Below are 16,203 nucleotides of genomic sequence, written 5' to 3' on the forward strand. Positions count from 1 at the left end.
ATGCCACTGCAAGCTTATTTAGACACTTTCCCCGCGCTCGCCGAAGGCGTGTACGCCCATGCGTCGGCGCAAATCATCGGCGACGTCAGCATCGGCCGCGATTCCTCGGTCTGGTGCAATGCCGTCCTGCGCGGCGACGTCAACCGGATCACGATCGGCGAGTGCAGCAATGTGCAGGACTTTGCGATGTGCCATGTGTCGCACAGGTCGGCCGCGAAGCCCGAGGGTGCTGCTTTGAATATAGGAAATTATGTCACCATTGCCCATTCGGTGCTGCTGCACGGCTGTACCATCGGCGACGAATGCCTGATCGGCATGGGCTCGATCATCATGGATGACGTGATCGTTGAAAAACACGTGATGGTAGGCGCCGGCAGCCTGGTGGCTCCCGGCAAGGTGTTGAAGAGCGGCGGGCTGTATGTCGGCCGGCCCGCCATCCGCATCCGCGAGCTGACGGAGGCGGAGGTCGCCCACCTGAGGTACTCCGCTGAACATTATGTGCGCGTCAAGAACAATTACCTGACGCGTTAAGCGATCTATTGGGCGACCCAGCCGCCATCCATATTCCACGCTACGCCGCGCATCTGGCGCGCCGCATCGGAGCACAGGAAGACGGCCATTGCACCCAATTCCTCCGGTGTGACAAACTCGCCCGAAGGCTGCTTTTCCGCCAGCAGAGCGGCTTTGGCTGCCTCGTTCGACAAGCCTTCCTTTTCCGCGCGGGCATCGACCTGCTTCTGGACCAGGGGCGTCAGCACCCAGCCTGGGCAAATCGCATTGCAGGTAATGCCGGTCTTGGCTGTCTCCAACGCCGTCGCCTTGGTAAACCCGACCAGCCCATGCTTGGCCGCGACATAGGCCGACTTGCCCGCCGACGCCACCAGCCCGTGCACCGAAGCGAGGTTGATGATGCGGCCCCAGTTGCGCGCCTTCATATGCGGCAGCGCCAGGCGCGTCGTATGGAAAGCCGAAGTCAGGTTGATGGCAATAATGGCATCCCAGCGCTCAGGCGGGAAATCCTCGACATTGGCAACGTGCTGGATGCCTGCGTTATTCACCAGGATGTCGACGCCGCCGAATACGTCGGCCGCGTAATTCATCATGGCTTCAATCTGCGCCGGCTTGCTCATGTCAGCGCCGTTGTAGCCGGTCTGCACGCCGAATTCGGCGGCCAGCGACTCCTGCAGCTGGGCGATCTCGCCTGCATCGCCAAAACCGTTCAGGATAATGTTGGCGCCTTCGGCCGCCAGGCTGCGCGCGATGCCCAGGCCAATGCCCGAAGTGGATCCGGTAACGAGCGCTGTTTTGCCGCGTAAAGTAGTGCTGACCATTTGGTACCCTATAATTTGTTAGCCAATGTAGAATGTAGCGCAAAAACCACTAGTGAACCAATAACACTGGAGCGAGAAACGAATGCCAGAAGCGAAAATAAAGTCCGTTCAGTGTTTCTCCATGTCTGGCCTGCACCAGATGGCATACAAGGAGTGGGGCGAGGAAGATAACCCGAACGTGCTCGTTTGCGTGCACGGCGTAACCCGCGTTTCTGATGATTTCGATAATCTCGCACAGTCACTGTGCAAGGATTACCGTGTGGTTTGTCCCGATGTGGTGGGCCGCGGCCGCTCCGGCCACCTGGTCAACCCGCAGCTGTACCGTCTTCCCCAGTATGTGAGCGATATGGTGACGCTGCTGGCGCGCGTGCTGGCCAATGGCGAGCGCCAGACCGTCGACTGGTTCGGCACCTCGATGGGCGGCCTGATCGGCATGGGCCTGGCCTCCTTGCCGGATAGCCCGGTCAGCAAGCTGGTATTAAACGATATCGGCCCCACATTGGATGCGGTGGCTATCCAGCGTATCGGCGATTACATCGCGCAGGAAGTGCGCTTCCCGACTTTCAAGGCCGGCGCCGAATTCGTGAAAATGGTCTCGGTCACGTTCGGCGAGCATACTGACGCCGAGTGGCACAAGCTGGCCGCCGACGTGCTGCGCCAGGACAGCGACGGTTCCTGGGTGCGCCATTACGATATGGGCCTGGCCTTGCCGTTCCAGTCGGTGACGCCGGAATCGGCCAAGGCCGATGAAGCGATGCTGTGGGCAGCCTACGATGCGATCCGCTGCCCCACCTTGCTGGTGCGGGGCGCCAATTCGGACCTGCTGTCGCGCGCGACGGCGGAAGCGATGACGCAGCGCGGCCCGAAAGCCAAGCTGGTGGAAATCCCGAACGTTGGCCACGCGCCGACCTTCCTGCATGACGACCAGATCGCGATCGCCAAAGATTTTTTGTTGAACCACTAAGAGAAAGAGCATGGAAATCAAACGTTTTCACGTAGGTAAGCGCATGTCCGAAATGGCCGTCCACAACGGCACCGTCTACCTGGCCGGCCAGATCGCCGAAAAAGGCGGCGACATCAAGGCGCAGACCGCCGAAGTACTGGCCAGCATCGACCGCCTGCTTACCGAAGCGGGCAGCGACAAGGCGCACATCCTGCGCGCCCAGATCTTCATCACCGACCTGGCCAACTTCGCCGCCATGAACGAAGTGTGGGAAGCCTGGGTTGTTGAAGGCAACACCCCGCCGCGCGCGACCGTGAAAGCGGAGCTGGCAAACCCTGAATGGCTCATCGAAATCGTGGTGACTGCCGCCGTCAAGTAAGATGTAAAGGTTTTCGTAATGGTTTCAATCGCGGCTCTCAATAGCGCAACGACGGAGCAACTGGTACAAGGCTTATCCGCCGACGACGGCGCGCGCGTGCTGGCTGCGCTCGATCACGCCAGCCAGGCCTATAGCGGCCGTGTCACCGGCCACGGGCAAGACGCCCTGGAATTCGCCATCGGGGTCGCCAGCACACTGGCCATCCTGCGCACCGATGCGGAAACGCGCATCGCGGCATTGATGTTCGAGCTCACACTGCTCGACGCCGACACCGCTCCCTCGATCGAGCCGCGCTACGGCAAGGAAGTCAACGACCTGGTGGCAGGCGTGCGCCAGCTGATCCGCCTGCGCGAATTGACGCTGGCGTCCTCCGGCAGTGCTGCGCGCACCAAGACTGCGGCGCAGCAGGCTGTCGCCCAGGTCGAATCGCTGCGCAAGATGCTGCTGGCGATGGCGACCGATATGCGCGTCGTGCTGGTGCGGCTGGCCTCCTGCTGTACCACCTTGCGCTACTTTTCCGACATCAAGCGCTTTGATGACGTCACCCGCGCTTACGGCCGCGAAACCCTGGACCTTTACGCGCCGCTGGCAAACCGCCTCGGCATCTGGCAGATCAAGTGGGAGCTGGAGGACCTGTCCTTCCGCTTCATCGAGCCGGAAACCTACAAGCGCATTGCGAAGATGCTGGAAGAGAAGCGCATGGCGCGCGAGAGCTTCGTCACGTCTTCCATTGCGCGCCTGCAGTCCGAACTGGCATCGGCGGGCATCAAGGCCGAAGTGTTCGGCCGGCCCAAGCACATCTACTCCATCTGGAACAAGATGAAGGGCAAGGACCTGGACTTCTCGGAGCTGTACGACGTGCGCGCCTTCCGCGTGATCGTCGACGACGTGAAGACCTGCTATACGGTGCTCGGCGTGGTCCACAATATCTGGACCCCGATCCCCAAAGAATTCGACGATTACATCTCCCGTCCCAAGCCAAACGGCTACCAGTCGCTGCACACGGTAGTGACGGCGGACGATGGCCGTCCCCTCGAAGTGCAGATCCGCACCCATGAAATGCACAGCTTCGCCGAATACGGCGTGGCGGCGCACTGGCGCTACAAGGAGGAGGGTGGCTCCAATTTCAAAGGGCAGCAGTACGACGAGAAGATCGCCTGGCTGCGCCAGCTGCTGGCCTGGAAGACCGAGGTTGCCGACACCGTCGTCGGCAATGAAGACCAGCAACGCGAATGGGTGGAGAAGCTCAAGTCCACCACACTGGACGACCGCATCTTCGTGCTGACTCCGCAGGCGCGTGTGATCGAATTGCCGGTCGGCGCGACGCCGATCGATTTCGCCTACCACCTGCACAGCGATGTCGGCCATCGCTGCCGCGGCGCGCGCGTCGATGGCCAGATGGTGCCGCTCAACACGCCGTTGAAGAGCGGGCAGACCTGCGAAGTGATTACCGCCAAGGGCGCGCCCGGCACGGCTGGGCCCTCGCGCGATTGGCTGAGCCCTGGCTACACCGTTTCGAACCGTACGCGCACCAAGGTGCGTGCGTGGTTCCACGCCATCGATATCCAGGAAACCGTTGCGAACGGCCGCGCGCTGGTTGAGAAATCACTTCAGCGCGAGGGCAAGACGGCAGTCAACCTGGAAACGTTGGCGCAAAAGCTCGGCTTTGCCAAAGTGGACGACCTTTTCCTCTCCGTGGGCAAGGATGAGTTCTCGCTGCGTCATGTTGAGCTGGCGCTGCGTGACCCGGGGGAGTCCGAAGAGGAGGTCGTCGACCAGGTTGCGGTCAGCAAGAGCCGCAATTCCAGCGTTGAATCCGGCGCGAAATCGGGCGTCCTGGTGGTCGGTACCGATGGCCTGATGACGCAATTGGCGAAATGCTGCAAACCGGCGCCGCCTGATCCGATTGTCGGCTTCGTCACGCGGGGGAAAGGCGTATCGATTCACCGCGCCTCGTGCAAAAACTTCGCCGAAATGCGCGCCAAAGCGCCGGAACGGGTCATTGTCACGGAGTGGGGCGCAGCGCGCTCGGACACCGTGTTCCCGGTCGATTTATTCGTATTGGCAGCCGACCGCCAGGGATTATTGCGCGATATTTCCGAGATATTCTCGCGCGAGAAAATCAACGTCACCGGCGTGAATACCCAATCGGCCAAAGGCCAGGCTCGCATGACCTTTACTGTCGAAATCGGCGCCACCAGCCAACTGCAGAAAGCCCTCGCCGCCATTGGCGAAGTGACCGGCATCCTGGAAGCCCGCCGCGCCTGATTGCGTTTCGCGTCCCTCATTCGGCAGCACGCGAGCAAGGCGTGCTAGCCCCTGGCTCGTTGTAGCCAGGGCTTAGCGCGCAGGGCGATTAAGCAGCTCGCTCAGGACGTCTGCGGTACGGCGCACCCTTGGGGATTTGCGGACGTCGTCGTGAATAACCATCCAGAGCTTGCGCTGCACCGGACAATCGACGCCGGCGATTATCAAGCCGGTGGCAAGATAATCGGGTAGGACGGCAATTCCGGCGCCGCTGCGAGTTGCTGATGTGATGACTCCCAGGTCATTACTGCTCAAAATGAAGCGCCGTCCGGTGGCAAATGCCCTGAGCCATTCCTGTTGCGGAGTTTCGGCCAGGCTTTCGTCATAACCGATAAATTCCCATTTGCCTGGATCTCGCCCGGCAAGATATTCCGCTGTCGCGCAAAGAAAATAACGAACGGTTGCGATGTGCCGTACCGCCAGATCCGGTGCCTGCGGGCGTTTGAACCGGATGGCGATGTCGGCTTCACGCCGCGAAAGATCGACCTGCGCTGTTTCGGCGCCCAGTTCAATATCGATGCCCTCCAGTTGCGCTCGCATTTGCGGCAAGCCGGGAGCGATCCAATGCGCGGCAATTGCCGGGGGCGCGGAGATGCGCACGGTGCCAAGTCCGGCGCCAGCGCCTGAGGCCTGGCGCAGCAACCCGTGAACCTCATCTTCTATGCGCTGGGCTTGGGGCAGCAGTGCCTTGCCAGCCTCGGTCAGCGCCCATCCGCGCGCGAAGCGATCGAACAACCGTACGGCGAGCACACGCTCGAGCGCCTCAATGCGCCGCGAGACAGTCGTGTGTTCGACGCCGAGTGCCCTGGCAGCAGCTGAGAGTGATCCGGCCGACGTCACGGCAAGGAAATATCGAAGGTCGTTCCAGTCCGGTGTATCCATCGGTGCATTTTTGCACAGATCTGGCGAAGTTTTTGCAATTTTGCTCCGACAGGAAGGCGTATATCGTTTGCAGCATTGTCAAACAATGGAGGATGTAATGAAGAAGTTCATATTTGCCGTATTGGCGCTACCGAGCTTAGTTCTGGCAACCGAGGAGCCTGCCGCCCCAGGCGCTCCCGGCATCGCCAGCCTTGCCGGCGTCTGGGAGCTGATCGGCGCCTATCGCGAACACCGTGACGGCAGCCGCAGCGACGACTACGGCGCGAAACCGCGTGGCACGCTCACCGTCGGAAGCGACGGGCGCTACGCGCTCCAGATCTACCACATGGATCGGCCGCCGTTTGCAGGTGACTTCCGTGCAGCCGAGGCATCGGAGTACAAGCGCCTGCTGCTCGCGATGAGCACGCACTTTGGCAGCCTTGCGGTGGAGGAGGGCAAGCTTGTCTTCCGGATTGCCGCCGCCTCAAACCCGCAATGGGACGGATCGGTGCAGCGGCGCAGTTATCAGTTGCAGGGTGAGGTGCTCGAATGGCGTGTGCCCCAGCGCCCCGATGGCGACGTACCTATTTCTGTCTGGCGGCGGGTTCGCTAGCCGCCACTGCCATCAGGAGCATCCAATACGGGCAGCTCCACCATGCGAATGCGCTGCCGGGATTCAATGAGGGTTCGCTCGTTGTTGCGCACGGCAGGCATGATCGGATGGTCATTAAAGCCGGAACAAATACTGGTGATCGTTGCGACGCCAACGGCGAGATCCCCTAAGGTGAAGCAGTGGTACTCTAGCACGAAGCTGCGCGATTTTTTTAGGGAAGGCACGCTATGAACAGAAGGGAGTACTTGGGTCTCATTGGCTCAATCGCTATGACGCCATTCGCCTCAGCGTATGCCGAGGCGACGACATCCAGCTACGAGTCGGTGCTTGTCGCATATCCCGATTTCAATGGTACCGTTGTGGTGGGCCGGGGCACCTCCATTTTGTTCAGCAAGGCGATTGGCTTGGCCGACCCGCAATCGCAGACGCCGATGGCATTGGGCACGCGCTTCGAAGCAGGTTCTGTTTCGAAATGGGTGGCTGCGATGATAGTGATGAAGATGGTCGATCAGGGTATCCTTCGGCTGGACGAGCCGATCAAGCACTATTTGCCGAACTACCGCGCAGACAACGGCGCCAGGCTGACACTGCGCCATTTGATGAGCCATTCAAGTGGTGTGCCAAACGACTTGATTTCCGCCAGGAAGGCTGATCCTGTCGTGGCGCATACTGAGCTTGAGCAAATGGAAGCGGTCAAGCGCTATGCCAGTGGCGACTTGCGCTTTGTCCCGGCACAGAATGGGACTATTCTCATTCGAACTGGCTGATTGTGAAGGCGATCGTCGAGAGGATGGGGCGCCAGTCGTATCGCGATGTGGTTGCGGCTTGGCTGGTGGAGCCTCTAGGCCTGCGCGACAGCGGGCTTTTCAGGGGCGAGTCGAGTGCAGTGCCGGGCATGGCGCTAGCTTACTCTGGCACGGCCACCGCGTGGCTGCGTAAAGTGAACGCCGTGCCTGACTATATGGCTATGGCGGGTGGCTTTTACAGTAGCGCACCCGACATGCTGCGCCTGATGGATGGTGCGCTCAATGGCAGGATTTTGACTCCTGCAGCCCGCGCTGAGTTGTTGAAAGTGCAGATGCCCGAACAGCGTTATGCGCTTGGCGGCCGCACGCGCGTCGAAGCGATCGCGGGCCAGTCGCGGGAGGCGGCCTGGGAAGATGGTTCGAATGGCGGGTTCCGTCTTGTTGCGCGGCGGGTGCTGGCGGACGGCATCACAGTCATCGTTTTCAATAACAGCAGCTATGACCATCAAAAGCTCGGCACATTGGCCAGCGGCTTGATGGACGCTGCTTACACCTGATTGCGGAAGCCAGCGGCTTATTCGGCGGATCCTTAGCATTTGCCGCGAGGCTCCGCTTGCAAGGTAATGTGGTCAATTCCGTGCTTTGAAAGAAGCATGGCTTTGAGTTTGTGCAGGATTTGAGGCCACTCCTGGAGATCGTTGATCTCCAGATGGCCTATCAGCGCAGGCTGACCTGGCGACATCTCCCACACGTGGAGGTCGTGCACCGACAGCACGCCCGGCACGTCGGCCAGGTCGGCGCCGATTTGCGCGTAGTCGGCGCTGTCCGGTACGCCTTCCATCAGGTGGTGGAAGGATTCGCGCAGTACGCCGACGGTGGACTTGAGGATCAGCAGGGAAACCAGCAGCGACAGGATCGGGTCGATCTGCATCCAGCCCGTTGCCATGATGACGCCGCCTGCGATCAGCGCGGCGACAGAGCCCAGCAGGTCGCCCAGCACGTGCACCAGTGCGGCGCGTGCGTTCATGCTGTCCTTGTCGCGCGAAAGGCTCCAGGCGACCAGCACGTTGACGGCAAGTCCAATGGCCGCCACGATCAATACCATGCGGCCTTGCACCGGCACCGGTGCTGAGAAGCGCTGTACCGCTTCAACGACGATCCAGCCGACGACGACCAGCATCGCCAGGCCGTTGACGAAGGCGGCAAGCGCCTCGGCGCGGCCGAAGCCGAAGGAGTATCGCGCGGAAGGGCGGCGCTTGGCGATCAGTTGCGCCATCAGGGCGAGGCCAAGCGCGGCGGCATCCGTCACCATATGGCCGGCATCGGAAATCAGGGCGAGCGAATTGGCCATGAAGCCGGCGACGACTTCGACCACGGCGAAGCCTAAGGTCATGGCCAAGGCAACGGCGAGGGCGGCCTGGCTGCGGTGTTCGTTGAAGTGGGCGTGTTGGGCGTCGCCGTCCAAATGGGCGTGGAGGTGCGTAGAATCGTGGTTTTGCATAGTCCCTGACTATATCAGCAATGTTTTCTTCGGAAAACACTTGTCACAGAGAGGAGGGCTCTCTATAATGCTGGCTCTCGGGCGGTTAGTTCAGCTGGTTAGAATACTTGGTCGACATCCAAGGGGTCGGGGATTCGAATTCCTCACCGCCCACCAGAACAATTTAATGTAGTACCATTGCAAAAGACAAACGGGCGGTTAGTTCAGCTGGTTAGAATACTTGGTCGACATCCAAGGGGTCGGGGATTCGAATTCCTCACCGCCCACCAGACATTTTGTAAGAGCGAGAAAGGCACACCGGTTATGACACCGCGAACTACCATCAAGGTTGGTGAGTGACGCTAGTCGATCGGCTTTCTTTTGCTTGTTCAATTGAAGAAAACGCGGCTAGCCCGCGTTTTTTTTTCGTCCTTATTTTTCAGCATCACCTTTTAATTCCGGAGATCCATGATGGTTTCAGTCCGACTGCCCGACGGTTCCGTCCGTCAATTCGATGCCCCGCTGACCGTGGCACAAGTTGCGTCCAATATCAGCACCAGCCTGGGCAAAGCCGCCCTGGCCGGCAAGGTTGATGGCAAGGTCGTCGACACTTCCTTCCTGATTGAGAAGGATTCCGATGTCGCCATCGTGACCGACAAGGATCCGGAAGGCCTGGAAGTTATCCGCCACTCGACCGCCCACTTGCTGGCTTACGCCGTCAAGGAACTGTTCCCTGACGCGCAAGTGACCATCGGCCCGGTCATCGAAAACGGTTTCTACTACGACTTCTCCTACAAGCGCCCCTTCACTCCGGACGACCTGGTGGCGATCGAGAAGAAGATGGCCGAACTGGCGAAGAAGGACGAGCAGGTGACGCGCAAGGTCCTGCCGCGCGATGAAGCCGTGGCCTACTTCAAGTCCATCAACGAACACTATAAGGCCGAGATCATCGCTTCGATCCCGTCCAATGAAGACGTTTCGCTCTACACCGAAGGCAAGTTCACCGACTTGTGCCGCGGCCCGCACGTGCCGTCGACCGGCAAGCTGAAGGTCTTCAAGCTGATGAAGCTGGCCGGCGCTTACTGGCGCGGCGACAGCAAGAATGAAATGCTGCAGCGTGTGTACGGCACCGCCTGGACCAAGAAGGAAGACCAGGAGCAGTACCTGTTCCAGCTGGAAGAGGCTGAAAAGCGCGACCACCGCAAGCTGGGCAAGCAGCTGGACTTCTTCCACTTCCAGGATGAGGCTCCAGGCCTGGTGTTCTGGCATCCGAAAGGCTGGACCATCTGGCAGCAGGTGGAGCAGTACATGCGCCGCAAATACCAGGAAAACGGCTACCAGGAAGTGAAGGCGCCGCAGATCCTGGACGCGAGCCTGTGGGGCAAGACCGGCCACTGGGAAAACTACCGCGAGAACATGTTCGTGACCGAGTCCGAAAACCGTTCTTATGCGCTGAAGCCGATGAACTGCCCTGGCCACGTACAGATCTTCAACAGCGACCTGCGCTCTTACCGTGACCTGCCGCTGCGCTACGGCGAATTCGGCCAGTGCCACCGCAACGAGCCTTCGGGCGCGCTGCACGGCATCATGCGCGTGCGTGGCTTCACCCAGGACGACGGCCACATCTTCTGCACCAACGAGCAGATCGAGCCGGAAGTGGTGGCTTTCCACCAGCAGGCGATGGAAGTCTATAAAGATTTCCATTTCGAGAACATCGACGTCAAGCTGGCGCTGCGCCCGGACAACCGTATTGGCGACGACGAGGTGTGGGATAAGGCTGAAGAAGCGCTGCGCTCCGGCCTGCGCGCTTGCGGCGTGACCTGGACCGAACTGCCAGGCGAGGGCGCTTTCTACGGTCCCAAGATCGAGTACCACCTGAAGGATTCGCTGGGCCGCCCATGGCAGGTCGGCACCATGCAGGTGGACTTCTTCATGCCTGGCCGCCTGGGTGCGGAATATGTCGCAGATGACAACACCCGCAAGACCCCGGTCATGCTGCACCGTGCAATCGTGGGCTCGCTGGAGCGCTTCATCGGCATCCTGATCGAGAACTATGCGGGCGCGCTGCCGATGTGGCTTGCCCCTCAGCAAGTATCGATTCTCAACATCAGCGACGCCCAGGCGGATTACTGCAAAGCGCTTGAATCCAGGCTGCGCAAGCTGGGCTTCCGCGTTGCTGCTGATTTGCGCAACGAGAAGATTACGTATAAAATCCGCGAACATTCCGTCCAAAAAGTGCCTTACATCCTCGTGGTGGGCGACAAAGAACGGGATGCCAACACCGTGGCCGTGCGTGCGCGGGGCAATGTCGATCTGGGCGTCATGTCGATCGAAGCCCTGGTGGAGCGACTTCAGAACGACGTCGAGTCCAAAGCCTAATGCGGGGAGCCCCGCAACCGGCCCACTAAATTAACATTGAAGGAAACTACAATAGCTACTGACAAGTCCCATCGCATCAATGGCGAGATCACCCATCCCGAAATGCGTCTGTCGGGCGTGGACAACGAACCGCTGGGCATCGTAAGCCTGGCCGAAGCCTTCCGCCTGGCGGAAGAGGCCGATGTCGACCTGGTCGAGATCGCGCCGAACGCGAATCCTCCAGTCTGCCGACTGATGGATTACGGTAAGTTCAAGTATTCGGAACAGAAGAAGGCGCACGAAGCCAAGTTGAAGCAGAAGGTGATTTCGGTCAAGGAAGTCAAATTCCGTCCGGGCACCGATGATGGCGACTACAACATCAAGCTGCGTAACCTGATCAAGTTCCTGGAAGAGGGTGATAAGACCAAGATCACCCTGCGTTTCCGCGGCCGTGAAATGGCCCACCAGGACATCGGCATGCGCATGCTGGAGCGTCTGAAAGCTGACCTGGAGCCGCATGGCCAGGTCGAGCAATTCCCTAAGATGGAAGGCCGCCAGATGATCATGGTGCTGGCGCCGAAGAAAAAGAAGTAAAACCGGTAAACCAGGGTCTGACCCAAGGGTCAGACCCGCCGGTCGAACGCCGTTGGCTTTCTCGGAAGTCAGCGGCGTTTGCATTTCCGGGTCCGACCCTTGGGGCGTACCCGGGTTTACCGGTTTTGAGAAAAGCTGTGCTATACTCCCGGGTTCCCGTGAGAGTAGGCACCAAAAGTGCAGTAGAGTTGCTGCCACCTACAATCCGGTCATTATTGGAGCATTCACATGCCAAAAATGAAAACCAAGAGCTCCGCGAAAAAGCGTTTTCGCGTGCGCCCAGGTGGCACCGTTAAGTCGGGCATGGCTTTCAAACGCCACATCCTGACCAAGAAGACCACCAAAAACAAGCGTCAACTGCGTGGCACCCGTAACATCAATGCGTCGGACGTGACTAGCGTTCTGCGTATGATGCCATCCGCTTAATCTCACAACATTATTTAAGGAGCTACTATGCCTCGAGTAAAACGTGGGGTTACCGCGCGTGCCCGTCATAAAAAAGTACTGAACCTGGCCAAGGGTTACCGCGGTCGTCGCAGCAAAGTATTCCGTATTGCCAAGCAAGCAGTGATGCGCGCTGGCCAGTACGCATACCGCGACCGTCGTAACAAGAAGCGCGTCTTCCGCGCCCTGTGGATCACCCGTATCAACGCGGCTGCCCGCGAACACGGCGTTACCTACAGCGTGTTCATGAACGGTCTGAAGAAGGCCGCTATTGAACTGGACCGTAAGGTCCTGGCTGATATGGCTGTGATGGACAAGCCTGCTTTCGCAGCGATTGTCAACGTCGTCAAAGCCAAGATCGCTGCTTAATTGCCAGTGATGCGCGCTGTCTCCGGGCAGCGCTCATAAGAAGCGGGACATGGCTTAGCTATGTCCCGTTTTTAATTTCCAAAACAGGAAAAAAGTCGGATGAACTCGCTCGAACAACTCGTCGTCTCCGCGCAGGCTGACTTCCTCGCCGCCGTAGACGCTGCAGCACTTGAAAACGCCAAAGCCAAGTACCTTGGCAAGACTGGCCAGATCACCGAAATGATGAAGGGCCTGGGCAAGCTGGACCCTGAAGAGAAAAAGGCGCAAGGCGCCCTGATTAACGCCGCCAAGGTGCAGATCGAAGCCGCGCTGACCGCGCGCCGTGACGCCCTGGCGGAAGCGCAGCTGCAACTGCGCTTGAACGCAGAAGCGATCGACGTGTCGCTGCCGGGCCGTGGCCGCGCAAAAGGCGGTATCCACCCTGTGATGCGTACGTGGGAGCGCGTGGAAGAGATCTTCCGCTCGATCGGCTTCGATGTCGCAGCAGGCCCTGAGATTGAAACCGACTGGACCAACTTTACTGCACTGAATTCGCCTGAGAACCACCCGGCGCGTTCGATGCAGGATACCTTCTACGTTGAGGGCAGCGACAGCACCGGCAAGCCGCTGCTGCTGCGTACCCATACTTCGCCGATGCAGGTGCGCTATGCCCGCAACAACAAGCCGCCGATCAAGGTGATTGCGCCGGGCCGTACCTACCGCGTTGACTCGGATGCGACGCACTCGCCGATGTTCCACCAGGTTGAAGGCCTGTGGATTGCGGAGGACATTTCCTTCGCTGACCTCAAAGGCGTGTACCTGAATTTTGTTAAGGCTTTCTTTGAGACGGATGATTTGCAGGTGCGCTTCCGTCCTTCGTATTTCCCGTTCACCGAGCCGTCGGCGGAGATCGATATTGCGTTCGGCAGCGGTCCGCTGAAAGGACGCTGGCTGGAGGTTTCGGGCTCGGGGCAGGTGCATCCGAATGTGGTGCGCAACTTTGGGCTGGATCCTGAGAAGTATATTGGATTTGCGTTCGGCTCCGGCCTTGAGCGCTTGACCATGCTGCGCTACGGCGTGAATGACTTGCGCTTGTTCTACGAAGGCGATTTGCGCTTCCTGAAACAGTTCAACTAAAACCCGGTAAACCAGGGTCAGACCCAAGGGTCAGACCCCCAGTACGCCGAAGCCGCGGACTGCGGAACAGACAGGGTCAGACCCTCGGGTCTGACCCAGGTTTGCCGGGTCTAAAAAATACGAAAGCTGACTATGCAATTTTCTGAAAACTGGCTGCGCACGATGGTCGATCCGAAGATGACTTCGGATGAACTGGCCCACATGCTGACCATGTCCGGCCTCGAAGTAGAAGACATCGATCCAGTAGCGCCTCCCTTCACCAACGTGGTGGTAGGCCATGTGCGCGAAACCGCCAAGCATCCAAACGCCGACCGCCTGAACGTGTGCCAGGTCGACGTCGGCACCGGCACGCTGCTGAACATCGTCTGCGGCGCGCCAAACGTGCGCCCGGGCCTGAAAGTTGCGTGCGCCATGGCCGGCGCCGTGCTGCCGCCAGGCGCCGACGGCAAGCCGTTCGAAATCAAGGTTGGCCAGCTGCGCGGCGTCGAGTCGCAAGGCATGCTGTGCTCCGCGCGCGAACTGAAACTGTCGGAAGACCACGGCGGCCTGATCGAGCTGCCGGACGACGCGCCGATCGGCCAGAACATCCGCGACTACTTCGCGCTGAACGACCTGAAATTCACCATCAAGCTGACCCCGAACAAGGCGGACTGCCTGTCCGTGCTGGGCGTGGCGCGTGAAGTGGCTGCGCTGACCGGTTCGCAACTGAACCTGCCGCAGAACGCCATCGTGCCGGTTACCCTGGACGAAAAGCTGGCGGTGAAAATCTCCGCGCCGGACCTGTGCGGCCGCTTCGCCGGCCGTGTGATCCGCGGCCTGAACGCCAAGGCGCAGACTCCGGCCTGGATGAAGCAGCGCCTGGAGCGCAGCGGCCAGCGCCCGGTGTCGGCACTGGTGGACATTTCCAACTACGTGATGCTGGAAATGGGCCGTCCTTCCCACGTGTTCGACCTCGACAAGATCCATGGTTCGCTGGACGTCCGCTGGGGCAAGAAGGGCGAGCAGATCAAGCTCCTGAACGGCAACACCATCGAAGTCGATGAATGGGTCGGCGTGATCGCAGACGACAAGGAACTGGAATCGCTGGCCGGCATCATGGGCGGCGACGCCACCGCCGTGTCCGACGACACCACCAACATCTACCTGGAAGCCGCATTCTGGTGGCCGAACGCCATCCAGGGCCGCGCCCGCAAGTACAACTTCTCGACCGATGCAGCGCACCGTTTCGAACGCGGCGTGGATTATGCATCGATCCCTGAGCACCTGGAGCGCATCACCGCGCTGCTGGTGGAGATCTGCGGCACGCCCGACACCAAGGTTGGTTCCATCGACGACCAGATCATCAATATCCCTCGGCGCGCAGCGGTGCAGATGCGCACCGCCCGTGCCGCGAAGGTCATCGGCGTAGCGCTGAACGACGAGATGGTCGCCGACATCTTCAAGCGCCTGGGCCTCGCGTTCACGCTGGCCGATGGTGTGTTCAGTGTCACCGCGCCAAGCTTCCGCTTCGACATCGAAATCGAGGAAGACCTGATCGAAGAAGTGGCCCGCGTGTACGGCTTCGAAAATATCCCGACCCTGCCGCCAGTGGCCGCAGCCGAGATGATCATCGCACCGGAAAACACCCGCTCCATCTTCGCCGTGCGCCACCAGCTGGCCGACCTGGGCTTCCAGGAAGTGGTCAACATGAGCTTCGTCGATGCGCAGTGGGAGCAGGACTTCAGTGGCAACGATAACCCGATCAAGCTGCAAAACCCGATCGCATCCCAAATGTCGGTCATGCGTTCGAGCCTGATCGGCAGCCTGGTCGCCAACGTGCGCTACAACGTCAACCGCAAGCAGCCGCGGGTGCGCCTGTTTGAAGTTGGCGCCATCTTCCAGCGCGACGCATCGGTGCAGGACGGTCCACTGACCGTGGCCGGCTACGCCCAGCCGCAGCGCGTTGCCGCCATGGCCTACGGCCCGGTGGCTGACGAGCAGTGGGGCCAGGAAACCCGCGACGTCGACTTCTTCGACGTCAAGGCCGACCTGGAAACCCTGTTCGCTCCGCGCCAGCTGCGCTTCGCCAAGCTGGCTCACCCAGCCCTGCATCCGGGCCGTGCCGCATCGGTGGAGCTGGATGGCAAGGTCATCGGCTTCATCGGCGAACTGCACCCACGCTGGCTGCAGAAGTACGACTTGCCAAAAGCGCCGGTTCTCTTCGAGGTGGATGCTGTTGCGTTACAGCAACGCGACGTGCCAGTTTATGAAGAGATCTCCAAATTCCCAGGCACCTCGCGTGACCTTGCGGTTGTGGTCAAGCAGGCCGTGGCAGCGCAGGATGTGCTCGATGCATTCAACGGCGTAGCGGCCGCCCATGCTCAAGGGCGTATCGTGCAAGCCATTGTTTTGTTTGACGAATATCGCGGCAAAGGCTTAGAAAGCGACGAAAAATCGCTTGCTTTCCGCTTTAGCTTGCAAGATACTCAAAACACCCTGCAGGACGATGTCGTCGAGGAATTGATGAAAGCGTTCACGGCACACGTCGTTCTGGCGCTGGGCGCGAAACTGCGGGCTTGATTTAACATTCGAGTCAATTCAGGGAGTCCGGCAATGCCGGACTCATGTACTTTTAGAAGGCAGGGCAGCAAAATTAACAACAACGACGTCGATTCCGCCGTAC

Annotated in this window: 15 protein-coding genes, 2 tRNA genes and 1 pseudogene; 14 read left to right on the forward strand and 4 right to left on the reverse strand. The window is 59.9% G+C overall.

Annotated elements, in window-relative coordinates:
* The gene (locus GM658_RS19480) at positions 1-531 is read left to right on the forward strand and encodes a gamma carbonic anhydrase family protein (RefSeq protein WP_155455733.1); all 531 of its coding nucleotides are present in this window, start codon (positions 1-3) and stop codon (positions 529-531) included.
* Between the two features lie 5 nt (positions 532-536).
* Here the strand turns inward: GM658_RS19480 and GM658_RS19485 are convergent, their stop codons facing one another.
* On the reverse strand, positions 537-1,331 hold the full coding sequence (locus GM658_RS19485) for a 3-hydroxybutyrate dehydrogenase (protein WP_155455734.1): 795 nt from the start codon (positions 1,329-1,331) through the stop codon (positions 537-539).
* Between the two features lie 82 nt (positions 1,332-1,413).
* On the opposite strand from GM658_RS19485, the gene GM658_RS19490 reads away from it, so the two are divergent.
* The 3 genes from GM658_RS19490 to GM658_RS19500 are packed head-to-tail and all read left to right on the forward strand — an operon-like array spanning position 1,414 to position 4,921.
* Positions 1,414-2,295, forward strand: a complete 882-nt coding sequence (locus tag GM658_RS19490) for an alpha/beta fold hydrolase (protein ID WP_155455735.1) — start codon at positions 1,414-1,416, stop codon at positions 2,293-2,295.
* A gap of 10 nt (positions 2,296-2,305) precedes the next feature.
* Positions 2,306-2,653, forward strand: coding sequence for a RidA family protein (locus GM658_RS19495; RefSeq protein ID WP_155455736.1), 348 nt, complete (start codon positions 2,306-2,308; stop codon positions 2,651-2,653).
* Positions 2,654-2,671: 18 nt separating this feature from the next.
* On the forward strand, positions 2,672-4,921 hold the full coding sequence (locus GM658_RS19500) for a RelA/SpoT family protein (RefSeq protein ID WP_155455737.1): 2,250 nt from the start codon (positions 2,672-2,674) through the stop codon (positions 4,919-4,921).
* A gap of 72 nt (positions 4,922-4,993) precedes the next feature.
* Here GM658_RS19500 and GM658_RS19505 read toward each other — a convergent pair whose 3' ends face one another.
* The gene (locus GM658_RS19505) at positions 4,994-5,842 is read right to left on the reverse strand and encodes a LysR family transcriptional regulator (RefSeq protein WP_155455738.1); all 849 of its coding nucleotides are present in this window, start codon (positions 5,840-5,842) and stop codon (positions 4,994-4,996) included.
* Between the two features lie 97 nt (positions 5,843-5,939).
* Here GM658_RS19505 and GM658_RS19510 point away from each other — a divergent pair, with 97 nt between their 5' ends.
* Entirely contained in the window at positions 5,940-6,434 is a 495-nt protein-coding gene (locus GM658_RS19510; RefSeq protein ID WP_170298885.1) for a lipocalin-like domain-containing protein, read from the forward strand.
* Here the strand turns inward: GM658_RS19510 and GM658_RS19515 are convergent.
* Positions 6,431-6,658, reverse strand: a complete 228-nt coding sequence (locus GM658_RS19515; protein WP_155455740.1) for a hypothetical protein — start codon at positions 6,656-6,658, stop codon at positions 6,431-6,433. The two genes, GM658_RS19510 and GM658_RS19515, sit on opposite strands and share 4 nt — an antisense overlap.
* Before the next feature lie 45 nt (positions 6,659-6,703).
* On the opposite strand from GM658_RS19515, the pseudogene GM658_RS29360 reads away from it, so the two are divergent.
* A pseudogene (locus GM658_RS29360) lies at positions 6,704-7,737 on the forward strand (serine hydrolase domain-containing protein).
* Positions 7,738-7,769: 32 nt separating this feature from the next.
* On the opposite strand, the gene GM658_RS19530 reads toward GM658_RS29360, so the two are convergent.
* Positions 7,770-8,681 (reverse strand): cation diffusion facilitator family transporter, encoded by a 912-nt coding sequence (locus GM658_RS19530; RefSeq protein ID WP_155455743.1) that lies wholly within the window; start codon positions 8,679-8,681, stop codon positions 7,770-7,772.
* A gap of 79 nt (positions 8,682-8,760) precedes the next feature.
* Between GM658_RS19530 and GM658_RS19535 the strand changes: the two genes are divergently transcribed.
* The 8 genes from GM658_RS19535 (at position 8,761) to pheT (ending at position 16,100) form a co-directional block, all read left to right on the forward strand.
* Positions 8,761-8,837, forward strand: a tRNA-Val gene (locus tag GM658_RS19535).
* 36 nt (positions 8,838-8,873) lie between these two features.
* A tRNA-Val gene (locus GM658_RS19540) sits at positions 8,874-8,950 on the forward strand.
* A 181-nt stretch (positions 8,951-9,131) separates the two neighbouring features.
* On the forward strand, positions 9,132-11,039 hold the full coding sequence (gene thrS, locus GM658_RS19545; RefSeq protein WP_155455781.1) for a threonine--tRNA ligase: 1,908 nt from the start codon (positions 9,132-9,134) through the stop codon (positions 11,037-11,039).
* A gap of 36 nt (positions 11,040-11,075) precedes the next feature.
* Positions 11,076-11,612 (forward strand): translation initiation factor IF-3, encoded by a 537-nt coding sequence (gene infC / locus GM658_RS19550; protein ID WP_155455744.1) that lies wholly within the window; start codon positions 11,076-11,078, stop codon positions 11,610-11,612.
* Positions 11,613-11,840: 228 nt separating this feature from the next.
* On the forward strand, positions 11,841-12,038 hold the full coding sequence (gene rpmI, locus GM658_RS19555; RefSeq protein ID WP_057262756.1) for a 50S ribosomal protein L35: 198 nt from the start codon (positions 11,841-11,843) through the stop codon (positions 12,036-12,038).
* 27 nt (positions 12,039-12,065) lie between these two features.
* Positions 12,066-12,425 carry a 50S ribosomal protein L20 gene (gene rplT / locus GM658_RS19560; RefSeq protein WP_028101213.1) on the forward strand — a complete coding sequence of 120 codons (360 nt, stop codon included), beginning with the start codon at positions 12,066-12,068 and terminating at the stop codon, positions 12,423-12,425.
* 99 nt (positions 12,426-12,524) lie between these two features.
* The gene (pheS, locus tag GM658_RS19565; protein WP_155455745.1) at positions 12,525-13,541 is read left to right on the forward strand and encodes a phenylalanine--tRNA ligase subunit alpha; all 1,017 of its coding nucleotides are present in this window, start codon (positions 12,525-12,527) and stop codon (positions 13,539-13,541) included.
* 132 nt (positions 13,542-13,673) lie between these two features.
* On the forward strand, positions 13,674-16,100 hold the full coding sequence (gene pheT, locus GM658_RS19570; protein ID WP_155455746.1) for a phenylalanine--tRNA ligase subunit beta: 2,427 nt from the start codon (positions 13,674-13,676) through the stop codon (positions 16,098-16,100).
* Positions 16,101-16,203: the final 103 nt, after the last annotated feature.

Source organism: Massilia eburnea (assembly GCF_009720745.1).
Taxonomy (GTDB): Bacteria; Pseudomonadota; Gammaproteobacteria; order Burkholderiales; family Burkholderiaceae_D; genus Rugamonas; species Rugamonas eburnea.

Coding starts and splice junctions, on each gene's coding strand:
- GM658_RS19480 (WP_155455733.1), top strand. CDS start 1: ATGCCACTGCAAGCTTATTTAGACACTTTCCCCGCGCTCGCCGAAGGC.
- GM658_RS19485 (WP_155455734.1), bottom strand. CDS start 1,331: ATGGTCAGCACTACTTTACGCGGCAAAACAGCGCTCGTTACCGGATCC.
- GM658_RS19490 (WP_155455735.1), top strand. CDS start 1,414: ATGCCAGAAGCGAAAATAAAGTCCGTTCAGTGTTTCTCCATGTCTGGC.
- GM658_RS19495 (WP_155455736.1), top strand. CDS start 2,306: ATGGAAATCAAACGTTTTCACGTAGGTAAGCGCATGTCCGAAATGGCC.
- GM658_RS19500 (WP_155455737.1), top strand. CDS start 2,672: ATGGTTTCAATCGCGGCTCTCAATAGCGCAACGACGGAGCAACTGGTA.
- GM658_RS19505 (WP_155455738.1), bottom strand. CDS start 5,842: ATGGATACACCGGACTGGAACGACCTTCGATATTTCCTTGCCGTGACG.
- GM658_RS19510 (WP_170298885.1), top strand. CDS start 5,940: ATGAAGAAGTTCATATTTGCCGTATTGGCGCTACCGAGCTTAGTTCTG.
- GM658_RS19530 (WP_155455743.1), bottom strand. CDS start 8,681: ATGCAAAACCACGATTCTACGCACCTCCACGCCCATTTGGACGGCGAC.
- thrS (WP_155455781.1), top strand. CDS start 9,132: ATGGTTTCAGTCCGACTGCCCGACGGTTCCGTCCGTCAATTCGATGCC.
- rpmI (WP_057262756.1), top strand. CDS start 11,841: ATGCCAAAAATGAAAACCAAGAGCTCCGCGAAAAAGCGTTTTCGCGTG.
- rplT (WP_028101213.1), top strand. CDS start 12,066: ATGCCTCGAGTAAAACGTGGGGTTACCGCGCGTGCCCGTCATAAAAAA.
- pheS (WP_155455745.1), top strand. CDS start 12,525: ATGAACTCGCTCGAACAACTCGTCGTCTCCGCGCAGGCTGACTTCCTC.
- pheT (WP_155455746.1), top strand. CDS start 13,674: ATGCAATTTTCTGAAAACTGGCTGCGCACGATGGTCGATCCGAAGATG.